This is a genomic window from candidate division TA06 bacterium (assembly GCA_004376575.1).
Classification (GTDB): domain Bacteria; phylum Hydrothermota; class DG-26; order E44-bin18; family E44-bin18; genus E44-bin18.
Genome location: SOJN01000064.1, coordinates 1 through 14,085, shown reverse-complemented (window position 1 = coordinate 14,085; position 14,085 = coordinate 1). Strand labels below are relative to the sequence as shown.

9 protein-coding genes and 1 tRNA gene are annotated in these 14,085 nt (G+C 50.5%); 2 read left to right on the top strand and 8 right to left on the bottom strand.

Annotated elements, in window-relative coordinates; translation table 11 throughout:
• Positions 1–229: 229 nt before the first annotated feature.
• The 7 genes from E3J62_05145 to E3J62_05115 all read right to left on the bottom strand — a co-directional run bounded on the left by E3J62_05145 (position 230) and on the right by E3J62_05115 (position 7,675).
• Positions 230–877, bottom strand: a complete 648-nt coding sequence (locus tag E3J62_05145; GenBank protein ID TET46163.1) for a hypothetical protein — start codon at positions 875–877, stop codon at positions 230–232.
• Positions 874–3,375 carry a M28 family peptidase gene (locus E3J62_05140; GenBank protein ID TET46162.1) on the bottom strand — a complete coding sequence of 834 codons (2,502 nt, stop codon included), beginning with the start codon at positions 3,373–3,375 and terminating at the stop codon, positions 874–876. The genes E3J62_05145 and E3J62_05140 overlap by 4 nt, the downstream gene beginning before the upstream one ends.
• Before the next feature lie 57 nt (positions 3,376–3,432).
• Positions 3,433–3,942: an HNH endonuclease gene (locus tag E3J62_05135; protein TET46161.1), complete on the bottom strand. Its 510-nt coding sequence runs from the start codon at positions 3,940–3,942 to the stop codon at positions 3,433–3,435.
• A 6-nt stretch (positions 3,943–3,948) separates the two neighbouring features.
• Positions 3,949–4,320: a hypothetical protein gene (locus tag E3J62_05130; GenBank protein ID TET46160.1), complete on the bottom strand. Its 372-nt coding sequence runs from the start codon at positions 4,318–4,320 to the stop codon at positions 3,949–3,951.
• Positions 4,320–5,468 carry a tetratricopeptide repeat protein gene (locus tag E3J62_05125; protein TET46159.1) on the bottom strand — a complete coding sequence of 383 codons (1,149 nt, stop codon included), beginning with the start codon at positions 5,466–5,468 and terminating at the stop codon, positions 4,320–4,322. The genes E3J62_05130 and E3J62_05125 overlap by 1 nt, the downstream gene beginning before the upstream one ends.
• A gap of 15 nt (positions 5,469–5,483) precedes the next feature.
• Complete coding sequence (locus E3J62_05120) at positions 5,484–5,897, bottom strand: hypothetical protein (GenBank protein ID TET46158.1); 414 nt, start codon at positions 5,895–5,897, stop codon at positions 5,484–5,486.
• 179 nt (positions 5,898–6,076) lie between these two features.
• Entirely contained in the window at positions 6,077–7,675 is a 1,599-nt protein-coding gene (locus tag E3J62_05115) for a hypothetical protein (protein TET46157.1), read from the bottom strand.
• Positions 7,676–7,857: 182 nt separating this feature from the next.
• Here E3J62_05115 and E3J62_05110 point away from each other — a divergent pair, with 182 nt between their 5' ends.
• Positions 7,858–10,149 (top strand): T9SS type A sorting domain-containing protein, encoded by a 2,292-nt coding sequence (locus E3J62_05110; protein TET46156.1) that lies wholly within the window; start codon positions 7,858–7,860, stop codon positions 10,147–10,149.
• Between the two features lie 116 nt (positions 10,150–10,265).
• Positions 10,266–10,338 (top strand) — tRNA-Ala (locus E3J62_05105).
• 851 nt (positions 10,339–11,189) lie between these two features.
• Here E3J62_05105 and E3J62_05100 read toward each other — a convergent pair.
• Positions 11,190–14,003 (bottom strand): T9SS type A sorting domain-containing protein, encoded by a 2,814-nt coding sequence (locus E3J62_05100; GenBank protein ID TET46155.1) that lies wholly within the window; start codon positions 14,001–14,003, stop codon positions 11,190–11,192.
• Positions 14,004–14,085: the final 82 nt, after the last annotated feature.

Sequence of the window (14,085 nt, the reverse complement as noted above, 5' to 3'; positions counted from 1 at the left end):
CATTGCGAGGAGGGGACCGACGAAGCAATCTGAATGTGATATGGAACGGACAGGCGCTGGCCGAGCTTGTTCGGTGACGTGTGAGATTGCTTCGCGGCCTTTGGCCGCTCGCAATGACAGGTTTGCTTTTTGACATACAGTTTTCAGATCAGGCGTATGAAGAAAGGTTGTCATTGCGGGGAGCCCGTTAAGGGCGACCAAGCAATCTGAGTGTGATGGCCTGGAAATCCTAGAACCGTATCCCTGTAAAAAGTGTGACCGACCTGGGATTCATCTTCTTCTCACGGCCATAGTCTATCCAAGAGGTAAGGCCTTCGATTTCCAGGAAAGCTGAGAACCGGGAAGAGAACAGGTATCTTGCCCCGAGTGATATGTGAACTCCAGGGCCTGAAGCACCATTGTTAGTCCATTCTGTCATGACCCAATCACCTGAGACAAACCTGGCTCTTGTCCGCTCATGGATAGTCACCCAGGCCGGCCCACCACCGAAGTAAAGGTTTTTCCTGTTTGAATGTACAACATACGTCGCGCCAATGACCGCTGGCATAATGTAAACGGTAGACTCTGCGTCTATCAGGGACCACCCTGGCTCGTGGACCTCTCCAAGCGGCTCTCCGTGCGAGGTGTAAATCTGGCCTCCAATATACCCGCTGAACTTGTGTGGGGATACGAACAGGACCCTGACTCCATAGCCAGGACCTGAACCAACGTCTTCAAGCGTCTGGTAGGAGTAGCCCACTCTGAATTCCATGCCAATCCTTTCGCTTTCACTCAAGGCAGAGGCGCGCGAGGCAAGTACAGACATGCAGAATAATAGAAGAACTACAAAGGCACCCAGGAGGGTGCCCCGTGCTAATATATTCGATCCTTCGATCACTTTACGAAAACCACCTTCTCAAAGATTGTTTGCGGCCCCGATTGCAGCTTCACAAAGTACACACCTGAAGAAACCACACTGCCTTTGTCGGTTGAGCCATCCCAGGTCACAGTTTCCTTCTCACTCTGGATGGGATCAAACTCTTTGAGCAGTCGGCCTGCTGAATCGTAGATCTTCAGCGAGGCCGAAAGGTGCAAAGGTTTCACGACTCGGAACGCCACATTGTCTGAGAAAGGATTGCCAGCGATGGTCAGCGCGAGCCTCTTCGACCATTCTCTGACGATATCCCTTTCGTCAACTCCCACGATGCACGGGGATGCTAGTTCCGCTATACTGGCCAGCCCCAACTGAACCATCTCAGTAACGTACGGCAGGTCCAGAGTACCCACCGTATCCCCGGTCGAGTGATAGTACGGATTCCAGTGCGACTCATCCCTTTCTATATGTAGGAGCGCGGAATAGCCTGCATCCCAAAAAGAAGCGTGGTCAGATCCGCGCATGCCGGAATTCACAATCTTGTGGGGGATGAGACCAGGTACGTAAGCGGAACTGAACTGAACAATAGTATCTGCCATCCACTGTGAAGGCATGTCGCAATAAACATTGAGATCATGAAGGGAGTCGTCAAGATACCCAATCATGTCCAGGTTCAAAACGCCCATTATGTTGTGACCGAGGCTTTCTGCCTCAGACGCATATGCCTCACTTCCCAGAAGGCCTTGCTCCTCGCCGGAGAATGTCACGAATTTTATCGTCCTGTGAAATTCATAGTTTGAGAGTATGCGTGCGGCCTCCAGGACTCCCGCGGTTCCGCTCGCATTGTCGTCAGCTCCGGGAGCATTGTACATGGGATCCTCAGAAGTGTCGTCGTGATGAGCACAGATTATGTATATTTCATCGGGTATGTCGCATCCTGGCAGCACTCCCTCAACATTGTACCAGTTGAATTTGCCTCCGGTCTGGGAAGCATCCCAGTTGTTACCTGAGTTGCTGGTGTTGAGTACGTACCCGTCGGTACCGCCATAGACGCCATGAAGAGTGTCAAGCATGTCAATCGAGAGGGAGAATATACTAACAGGCGGAAACTGCGGTGACCAATTCACTCCGCCGTCAACGGTGTGCAACAAGGTGGACCAACCCACACACCACCCATTCAGAGAGTCGACAAAATCGACGTCTCCAATCGCCCAACCGCTGACCGTCTGCGAGTTCCAGGTCTGCCCGCCGTCTGCTGTCACCCTCATGACAGCACTGCTATTACTTCGATACCAACCTGAAGCCCAGCCTTTAAGAGAATCAACGAAACTCAGGCCATAGAGCGCAATTCCGGGGGTTTCATACTGCTCCGCCCAGCCTACTCCGCCATCAGTGGTTGCGTACACCACACCGCGATTGGTATCGTAATCGAAGCCGGTGACCCAACCCTTAAGCGTGTCAACAAATGAAATGTCGAGAAATTCGCCGAGGAAAGATGGACCAGAATATGTCCATGAGTTCCCACCGTCAGTGGTTCGATACACCGCAGGAGTTGCATCGGGCGATGCGCCAGAGGCCCACCCACGCAACGAGTCCAGAAAAACGCATCTGAAAAAACCCAAAGCCCCTGTGCTCGGAAGTGCAACCCAGCTATCTCCTCCATCCGTTGTATGTAGAGGACTACCATCCCCCACAGCCCAGCCCTTTAACGAATCCAGGAAGAATATGCCCAAAATGCGCTGCTGACGTTTGTATTTCTCCTGCCAGGTTTGTCCACCATCCTCAGATTTGTAGATACCTCCTGCTTCGTCAACAACCCACGAGACTGACTCGTCAACGCAGCAAACGCCCATAACCATCGCAGAGAACCCGTAGGATTTAAGTTCCGCTGTGAGACCTGCAGCCTCCATGTTTGACCTTATGTATTCGGCTGCTACACTGCACCCAGGAGCCGGTGAGTACCTGGTACCTACACCCTGAAGTGACCTCAAGTAGTTTTCAACCGTATCCACTGAGACGGAGTCTACCATCCCCTGTATCAGTGGATCAGGCATTGGGTTCGACATTAGACTATGATGCTGCCTCCGCGCCTTATTGAGTCTTATAGGTGAGTCTCGTAGTCTTTTCATATCAAATGGCAGTGGCTCAAATGGCAGGGAGATGCCCTTCCTTATTACTGCAATATTCTCATCGCAGTAAACGACTTCCCCAAACTTCGATGGCTCAGCACATCTTCGGGTGGAAACTACGTAGTGATTCGAATATCCCCAGTATGAGTCCAGAACATCTATTGAGAATCCAAAAGAGTGCAGCAAGCCTATCTCGGAAAGCCCAACTCTTGCGAGTACAAAGCTTCCCAGGTTCTGTACGACATTTATGCCATTCTTAAGAAGTGAACCTATGTCTTCGTACTTTTCGATGTCTACCCTGACCAGATACGTTTCGGGTGTATCTCCTTGGGCGAACGAAACAACCGCAACAAGAAGAAAACAGATAACGAGAGCAAACCTACGCGTCTTCAATTCAAACTCCTCCCTTTTGGGATGCACTTTCGTAAATGAAACCTGATAGCGGCTAAATCAGGAATCGAGGAAGAGATATCTCTTCCATCTCACATCAGGCACTGTGATAAGTGAATTGATAAAAGTGAAGAAGTGCGGCTTCTTGGGATGCCTGATCAGGGTGAGCCCCGCCTCATTAGGTGAGCGGTCACCCTTGCGATTGTTGCACTTTGTACATGCACAGACGAGATTCTCCCAGGTATCTTTGCCGCCAAGCCTTCTTGGAATGACGTGGTCTGTTGTCATGGCGCCCTCTGACATGTCACAATACTGGCAGGTGTAGCCGTCTCTCTTCATGATGTTCTTTCTGGAAACGGTGATTGCTCTCCTGTGAACCCTCACAAAGAAGACAAGCCTAACGACACTCGGGAGGGGGATAGTGGAGTAAACGGACCGCACCTTAATTCCATCATATCTTTCCACCAGCTCCGCCTTACCAAGATAGATGAGTACTACGGCTCTCTTTGCTTTTGTTATGCTGAGAGGCTCATAGTTCTGGTTTAACACCAGTACATTTCTGCTTAACATGTGAACTTACCTCGGAAGCGGCGCCATCTCATCTATTTCGTGGTCATAATAGAACTTCTTTACATACAGATTAACGCTGTCGGAAAATGGGAACCTAATAGTTATTTTGTTGCCCGGGTCTCTCCATATTTGTATGTCTTCCTCCTCTATCAGAATTCCAGACTCCCAGGCCTTTCGGCGGATATCCCTCCTGATCGACTTGTCTGAATAACTCACGGCATATTGGGCTCTGTGCTTCGCAATCTCCTGTATGGACATGTAATGAATCTTGATGAGGATGAACTTATAGGCCACGAATATCATCAGTCCCACGATGGCTACGATGACAATGATACCAAAAAAGCCTGCACCTCTCTCTCCTATCCTGAACCTCTTCATCAAAACCCCTCTTCCTCAAGCCTGATGTTTTCAATCCTGGCTTTGGCTCTCTTTATCTGGTTATTAGCATAACCACTATAGGTCCGGTCGTTCACAGCCTTTCTATACTTCTTTATGGATTTCTCATACATATCGATGGACTGCTCATTTTCCCCATCATTGTAGTAAGAATATCCGTATTTGAAATAAAGGTCTCCATACAGAACCTGGAATGGAACTTTGCTGCTGAAGCTCGCAGCGAGTGCCTCGTCAAGTAACTTTCTAACACTGGACAATCTCTTCCTGGCCATATACATTTCAGCAAGGTAGTACAAAGGAGCGGGATCGTCAGGCGCAATCGACCTAGCCCGGTTGAACGCCTGCTCAGCCGTATTGTATTTCTTCAGTTTTGCGCTTGCCCTGCCCACCCCAAGAAGACCCTGGATATCGTCAGGCTGTTTTTCCACGATGGCTTGAAACTGGACAAGAGCCTTGCCGTACTTTTTCACCTTAGGGTTCATGTATGTTTCGGCAAGAGTCACGCGTGCTTCAAGGTCGTCAGGATGTATGTCAACGACGTACTCCAGTTCTGCCAAAGCTTCATCATATCTACCCAATTCCATGAGAGCTTCACCCAACTTGAACCTGCACGCGGTATCTTCAGGGTCTATGGCCTTAGCCCTTCTGTAATACCCTATTGCCTTCTCCAACTCACCCATCTTATGATAGGTATACCCAATCCCAAATAAAGCGTTGAAATTGAGTGAATCTATGCTGAGCGCCATCATGTAGTGTTCTGCAGCTCTTTCAAACTCTTTCTTGTCAATGCATAGATGCCCGTAGAAACAGTATATGTCTGGATTTCCGGGAACATCGACCACAGCCCTCGCCAAGACAGATTCAGCACTGTCCATATCGCCCTTCTGGGCATAGGATTGACTCAGTCCTATCAAGGCCTCCACATAATCAGTGCTACAGTCAACAGCCCTCTGGAAGTTCACTATGGCATCATCATAGGACCCATTCTTGAGATACTCGAATCCGAAGTCATAGTACCTCTTGCAGGGCTCCTGCTCCGCCGTCTCTGTTTCCGTCACTTTCGGTACCTGGGTTGTGGCGCAACCAATAATCAATACCACAGACGCAGCCACTCCTAGAATCAGCTTCATCCTTTTCTCCTATCCTTATCTTCCTCGTCTTTTCTTCTTCTTCTCTTCTGGTTGTCTATTCGAACGAGCGGTAAGAGGAGTATTCCTGCTGTCCAGAGCTCTGACCTTGAGAAAGTACGAGTATACAGAATCCAGAGTTTCATACTCGATTTCGCCCCTGAACGAGGAGCTGACCATCTCTGGCCAATCATTGGTCACATTCCCCTCTCTGTCAGTCAAGGCAAAATACTTCTCGAGTTTGACACCCAGGTCTGACCCCCCCGGTGGGTAACTCTTAGTCTCTGCTCTGTACTGCTCAAGAGCTCCTGTGATCTTATTCAAAGATCTGGTGGCCTGCTTCAAAAGCGCCTCATCCTGGTATCCTGCACCGCCACAACCTGCAACCAGAAGAGCAGTCACCAAGAAACCGACAAGAACATGAACACGCATCAAGATTGACTCTCCATTCTTAGAACATTAACGCACCTAACCCATTTCCTCTTGCGATTCTAGAGCCGAATAGCCCTTTGTCAAGGAAAATTTGGCCTCCAATGCACAGCGCCGCCTCCAGATACTCAAGAATCTCACGTCTCTCCTGATCACCCCCTGAACAAGGACTGAGTGGTCCCTCAGGGGATCATAGCCATTTTCGCGATAAGAGTCTCTTGCTCTGTCACCAGTCTGCAAAAAAACAATGTTGGCTTCGGCAAACCTTCCTGGCGCAGCACAAGGTGGTGTGTGCCAGCTTCCCACAAGCCCCTGGGATAAGTGTACACCTTCCGTCCAGTCAGGTCGGTTATGTGCATGGAGATTTTGGATCTGTCATTCAAGCCGAAGGAAATCCTGAGAGGACCTTTTCTCAAAGGCCCTGAGGAACAATCTAGAAAACAGGATTCCGGCTTCGGCTCATCAAACCCTGTCCGTAAGTTGTTCTGCATGTAGCACGGCCATCTATCTCTGAGTGGCGTATTTATCTTGATGAAGCTTCCCACTCCAGCTTCATAATCAACCAGATAGATATCAACTTTGCCGTCACCGTCTATGTCATCAACTAACGCTGTAGGCCAGAATGCCGGGTACTCTCCCCCCAGGTAGCTGCCGCGCCCACGGCCATAATGCCAAAGTTGCGTTCTGGCTTTCCCATCAATGATAAAGAACCTTTTGGTCGCGCAATCCAGAATCTCTTTGATTCCGTCGGCATCTATGTCCACCAGTGGAGGCGACCAGTTGCTCCTTTCCCCGGGCCTCATGGTCCACCGCATCCTTCCATCAGGTGCGAATACGAGAAACTCAGCGTTTTTGCCCACACAGACCACATCCACAATCCCGTCTCCATCTATGTCTCCTATAGAGGGCGAGGCATAGATAAAAATCTCACTAATCTCATCATATGCGTCGTAAAGCCAGTAAGTGGACATATCTGCCCTCAGTGCGAAAGCCAGACCCTTCCAGTACCCCTGAAAGACCATCTCCTTCAGTCCATCACCCGTGAGGTCACAGACTGCTGGACCGGTCGCATATCCCCCCTCTCCCCATTTCTCCATGGCGGGAAAGGCGGACTTCACCTGTCCATTTCTCCCGTCCAGCACAAATATACCCCAGCCGTAGCCGAACGCAACCACCTCCATTATGCCGTCCGCGTCGATGTCTGAGATTGCGGCCTGGCCCTGGAAACTCTCCTCTCTATCTTCGGCACTGAAAACCCATTCTGTCTTACCTGTCATGGCATCGAGACACGCTATCTTTCCTCCGTAGGTTGTCACAATTACCTCCAAAAGCGAATCACCGTCAACATCAGCAATCGCGGGCGCCGAGTTGTAATCACCAGCCTGATGAATTTCCGGGTTCTGCCAGATTCTGCTCCCATCGTCGTCAATGGCAAAGATTCCTCCTGTCATGTCCTCAAAGACGATCTCGTCCTTGCCATCGCCATCCAGGTCAAAAGCGGCAGGAACGCAGTTGTGGGTTCCCTGTAAGTCGAACTTCCAGATAGTCTTACCACGACTGTCCAGCGCGACCAGAGGACCGTCCTTCACCATCTGGATTATCTGTTTTTGTGGGCCTGGCCTGATGTGGGCAACCACCGCCCCAGCAAGGCTGTCGGGGCCAACATAGCGCCACGCCACTACCGGTCGAATTGAAGCTCCATTAGCCACCTTAAGCGTAAGGAGGAATGACAGAGCCAGGGGAAGAACGACTGCCGCGCTTTTTTCCATACCGGGACACATGATAACACACCTCAGAAATTGGGTCAATAAATGTCAGGTATAATGGTGTTTAAGGATTGACTAGAGCGCGGAAACTTGCTATATTATTGATGGGCTTGCAGGGGATTCAGCCCCCTTAATTCCCCAAGAAAGTCTAATTTACCGGGTCCGGTCCATATTCGCCAGAAGCGCAAAGGAGGAGAATGATGGGAAGATTGCTCGCAATTTGCCTTGTAGCCCTGTTTGTGACCACCACTGCGCATGCGGAAACGGAGGTCCAGAGCTCGTGGTATCTTGGCTCTGGAGTGCCGGGCCCGGTAACCGAGTGGGGAGAATCCTTCTGGATGTCAGAGAGCATCGCGTATTCTGTGGAGGGGCAGATCTCACTACTTGCCGCAAGCGTGGATCATAACGCCTGGACAAAACATGTGATCGACACTGACTCAAGAATCGACGGCCACGCGACCATACTTCCGGCAGACATAGACAACGATGGCTACACTGACCTGGTTGCAATACTGGATAATTATCCTGGAATGATAGTGTGGTACGAATATACAAGTAGCGGATATGTCAGACACGATATTTACGAAATCAACAGCGTCAGACAGGGAACTACATGGCCGTACGACATGGATGGGGACGGAGATATTGACATAGTGGCTTCTGCAACCGAAGGGCTCATATGGCTGGAGAATAACGGAGGTGTGTTCAATAAATGGGTAATTGATACATCCAGGGGATATCAGTATGCAAGACCTGGCGACGTAGATAATGACGGCGACATAGACATCATCCTGCATGACTTGAGCTGGGACTATATGCATGGCGATCTATGGCTTTTCAGGAACGATGGGACAATGAGCTTCACTTCTGAGATGATCTATAATACAAATAGCGACCTCATCTGGCGTATCAATGTCGGAGACCTGGACGGGGATGGATACCTCGATATCCAGACCTCGATGGACCCCATCATGGTCTTCTTGAACGACGGAACTGGAGCCTTCTCACTTAAGTACACATACAACGGCCAGGCTATGGTTGACGGGTCGTGGCTTAGCGACTTCGACACCGATGGGGATCTGGACATAATGGGTGCCCATTTTGGCGCTGCCCCCTACTACCCAAGAGACCTTTTCTGGTTGGAGAATGACGGGTCCGGTATGTCGTTCACACACCACTCAATAGGGGGAGCCAACGGCGACTATGGGGATGGCGGGATGGCCGCGGACGTTGACCTGGATGGGAGGATGGACGCGCTCGGAGCTTACCGGAGGGTCGGATGGTTTGAGCAATTGTCTGGAGGTGGTTACGCAGAGCATCCTCTTCCTAACGGATATGTGGGTAATTCCCACTGGATATATGCGGAAAACCTTGACGGTGGGCCGTGCATCGGAGATGTTGACGTTGACGTACTCGTGTCAGACTACGGTGAATTCCTGCGGTGGGAAAATAGAATAGTGACATTCCATAAGCATGGAACACTCGTTTCGTCTATTTTAGACGCGCAGTTTCTGGCTCTGTGGCACACGTTCGGCTGGGACGACTGTGAGCCAGAGGGATGTAATAATGAATACTACGTAAGGTCAGGGCGAACTGTCGCGGAGCTGGAATCTTCACCCTGGCTTGGCCCAATAGTATCCTCTGGGGACAGTCTGGAAGGTTATGGGATTGAGGTAGGTAGATATTTCCAGTACAAGCTGATGATGGAGAATCTGACTGCAGCGGAGGATATATCACCTTCAATTCTTGAAATCTGGGTTACTTACGAGGGGCTGTTCTGCGAGCCAGTGGAGCCATGGCTTGTGAGAACACAGGGTTACTGGAAAAGACAGTGCAAGGATGACGCACATGAAGATATCTGTGCCTACATAGACAGTATCCATGCGTATGTGGACCTTTTCGATGGCTTTGACTGCGACTCCATCTGTGGTCTGATGAAAGTGAACCCTCCTGAGAGAGACATGTGCCGGAAGGCGAGACGGCAGTTCATGGCACTACTTTTGAACATCGCTTCGGGCAAGCTTGCTCTCTGCAACTGTCTCGAGGATGGGAGCGAGGTAGGGGATGTTGTTGCTGAAATTGATTCACTTCTTCTGGGCATGCCTGACCATGCTACATGTGTGTATGCTAAGACCCTTGCAGACAATATCAACAATGGCATAGGCATCGTACCCTGCGACACTCTCTTCTATCCTGTTCCTCCGACGTCTGTGCTCTGTGTCTCCTATCCAGTGACGCCAAACCCGTTTGTCAACAGTACCACGATTCGCTACGAGCTTCCGACCTCCGCGCATGTGCAACTGAAGCTCTATGACAAGATGGGAAGGCTGGTGAAGATTCTGGTAGACAGAATGCAGGAACCCGGATTCTATCAGGTTGAGTGGAAGGGCTCAGATAATACCGGACGGAAGCTTCCAAGCGGGATCTACTTTTCTCGACTGAAGACAGGTAGCTCCACATCGGCGAGCAAGTTGATTCTACTCAGGTGATCTTCAGAAACTGCGATTACCCACTGGAAAGGCGCTGCGGGACCGATTGGGGCTTGACTTGCCGACTATCACTGGATAAAATGATGCCCTGAAACATAGAAATATGACCTTTCTCTGGGGCCGTGGCGCAGTTGGGAGCGCGTTTGACTGGCAGTCAAAAGGTCACGGGTTCGAATCCCGTCGGCTCCATTTTTCAATGATAGAGGGGATTTGAGCCCGTTGTCGAAATGACCTCAGCTACGTCCCTCCAGAATACGCCCGGGGACAGGTATGATGAAAAAACTCCGACACAAGTCGGAGTTTTTTCAGGACCACTCATCGATTCGTATCTCTGTACGCCGATAAGCTTCGTCTCTTTGCTGCCGGCGGAAGACAGGGTGTAAAAGCAGACACCAAGATCTCTTGTGATTTTGACCCATCAGCATTTCTACAAGGGATAGCGCTGGTCCAAGTACACTACTAGACAGCGGGAGAAACCCCGTAGTTATGGACTGAATCCCTGGGAAAGGCGGACAGGTGTTTCATCAGTCAGAGAAGCCCCCTCTCGGTGTGGGTCCTCCTGAGGCGTTTACCGAGACCGGTCCGAACCACAGCATTTGAAAGAACCATAATTATCTTTAAGCAAAAGATGTGCCATTTGAGTGTCAGCTGCACGATTGCTATAAGTCTTGGTCTAACAAGTTATTATCAAAAGGTGAGCGATTACTCTGTGTGAACTGACCGGGGTATTCTACCCCAGGAATGGTCAAGGCCGCGTAATTTTGCCCCCGTACCGCCCCCTGATTTGGGCCATTGAAACAGACAGTTATGTATAACTAGACACAAAACAACCCTTGAAGGATCCGTACCAATTCCAAACCGAGATGAGCAGCCGGCATCCTCGCCCCACTAACCAATTGTGGTTTCACTGTTTTACCGCGTCAGGTCTTGAGCGAATATCCACGTTGACCAAATGTGCCCCACATTGCACCACAAAATGAAAGGGCCGCGGCCGTTCAAAGACGGGCCGCAGCCCTTTGGTTTGCTGGCTGATAACCTGGCTAGCGGAGTACGACAACCTTCCTTGATGCAAAGTACGGTTTTCCGTTTCCGTCAGTCGGTCCCACGTGCATTCTGCAGAAGTAGACGCCGTTCACATACTCTGAGCTATCCCAGTTCATGGCGTAAATCCCTGGAAGTTTCTTCTCGTTCACCATCACCTTAACCATCTGTCCTGCCACATTGTAGATGCTGATTGATACATGTGATTCAGCAGCTACACCAAATCTGAACATTGTGGTACCAGATGTGGGATTCGGGAAGCTCTGTGACAGATAAGATCGGCCAGGAAGCCTGTCAGAAGCCTTGATGGATATCGGCCCTATCATCACCTCCGACCCGCCTATCTTCAGGCCCAGCTTGTACTCGTATATCAGGCCAGACCTTGTCTCTCCGTCAAGGAAGCTCCTGCTCGTGCTTGAAAGCTCTCCCAGCTTCACATAGGAACTATTCAGAGCACGATACACCACGTAACCTGTCTCATTCAGACCGAATCCTGTCCAGCGAAGCATGTTGCCTGAACCACCAGGTTCACCCCAGAATCCTGAGGCAAGGTGTCTAGTACCACTCTTCACTATGTTCAGTTCAATATTGAATTCGTCGCTGACAGCCACGTTGGCGTTAACCGCTTTGCCCTGAACCGTGACGGTTCCTTTGTATGTCTGATCCTCTTGCGGATCGTAGTGTTTTATCCCTTTTTCAGGTATGGTAACCTGGAGCAGGAAGTCTTCAGCAGCTCCGGAAATGATTGTAGTGATTCCGTAGACGTTTCCGTCCACATTAGCACCCGAGATAGCACTTTCGTGTGTGCCTTCAAAAACCTTGATCAGGTCAACTACCTCGAAGTTGCCAAACTGCATTCCTATCTCTAGGGGCATGGAGCAGGAGAGGTGTATCTTGGTGTTCAGATATCCTTCGATGTAGAACTCAGCGTCAGTCGCGAACTTCTGAGGCCTTGCATCTACACAGATCGTGTCTCCGTCTTCAACCATTCCAGAGAAGTACTTCACTCCCTTAATCTTGATCTCAATAAAGGCAGGAGATGGAGCTCCTCCTCCCCCTCCCTCCGTGATCTTCTCAAGGTCAACTATCTCCCAGTCACCGAAGACCATGCCTATTTCGATCGGTTTTGAGCACGAAGTGTGGACCCTCTCATCAAGTTGATCATACACAAGTATATCCATGTCGGCCCCGAACTTCACCTGACCCTGCGCATTTGCATCCGCGGTAATCAGGTCTCCGTCACTCACCGCCCCCATGAAGTAGGTAACACGCTTGGAAACCAACTTCACGTTGCCAAGATTACCCCGGCCGCTGTTGTGGTACTGGAATGTTATCTTCTTCACTCCCTTGCACTTTCCTTCTACACCACCGCCAGCGTGGTACTGCACGCAGAGTAGTTGGACTCCCTTGCACTTTCCTTCGGCTCCACCGCGCTCTAGAGCAAGATCCGTCGACACAACCGTAATCTCTGTTATGTCGTCGTTTGCAGGACCATCATAGAAATCGACATTGTTGTCGGGCAGGTTCGGGTTCACTACAGTGTATCTCCCCACGACCACCCCTCCTGCAATGCCGGTCAACTTCATTGTATTAGCTACCAGATTTCCAGCGTAGTCTTGAACATCCAGGTCACCCACAGGATTCACATCGAGGAACACAACTATGTTCGCGCTGGCTCCGCCATCGGCAACCGCGTGGAAGGCACCTTCATACAGGCCAGTTCTCCTCCCGATGGGTACGGGAACCCTTGCGGTGATTTCCACGGTATCGCCTGAATGGATCACTCCAATCTCCCCTGGTGAGAAGTTCACGCTGTTTCCAGATATCTTAATGGGCAAACCTTCGTGAATCAGATCATCTGAATAGAGACCGACGTTGTGCACATCACCAGTGGCAGTGAGTGTGAACTGGGCTATGACGAACCCATCTTGCACCCATTGCTCAGGAGGGTCGTAGGATAAAGTATCCAGTTCATCGCCCTCCACAAAGGCGAGCGCACCTCCTACGGCACCAACAACAAGAGAGACACCGAACACGTCAGAAACAGTTACTATTTCACCCTCATTGCAACTGTACACCTCGAACGATATCGTAACGAAGCCTTCGTAGGTACCAGCGCCGGCCGTTGATGGAATGTTGATATCCAGACCAATGTGCCTGGCAGTGCCGCTCAGTATCGCCCGCAAAGGGTCCTCACCCGGCTCATTGATATCGTGCAGAGACATTTCTGTCTTAGGAATTGTGTCTGACTTGTCAATAGAGACCAGGTGTGTGAAAGTTACCGACCCATCAGGAAGATCGGTATTACCAGGGCCATCGAAGGCATCCACATTGTAGATATCTGTGCTGGGGTTCAACATCACAAAAGTCCCATTGACGGGGTCTTCGGGCAAACCCTCCAGGTGCATCACATTGCCTGAAAGGTTTCCTTCATTGTCGTCAATATCCATATCGGGAACAGCCCCAACCCTTAGAACTACAGAGACCGAGTCTTCCTTGCCACTCTCCTGCGACCTGGCCCTGAACATCCCCTCATAATTTCCAGCAAGTGCACCCACAGGAACAGGTATTCTGGCCGCGACTTCGACGGTCTCTCCATGCGCAATCAAGTTGAACATGTCTGGATCAAACTCGATGATCGACGCGCTTATTTTGTGTTCCCCCCTTGTCTCGTGGACGAGGTCAGTGGCCTCAAAAGTCACGAAACGGTGGTGCCCGAGGACAGCAGTCACATGGAACGTCACATCGACAGTATCTGGATCCATCCAGAATTGAGCAGGAGGACAGTAAGACGGCGTCAGTTCATCTTCCACAATGTTGAGCGTTCCCGCTATACAGCGACCAACAGCCCGCGTGAGCCAGGGACCAATCTCCCAAGAACTCGGGCAGGGCGGA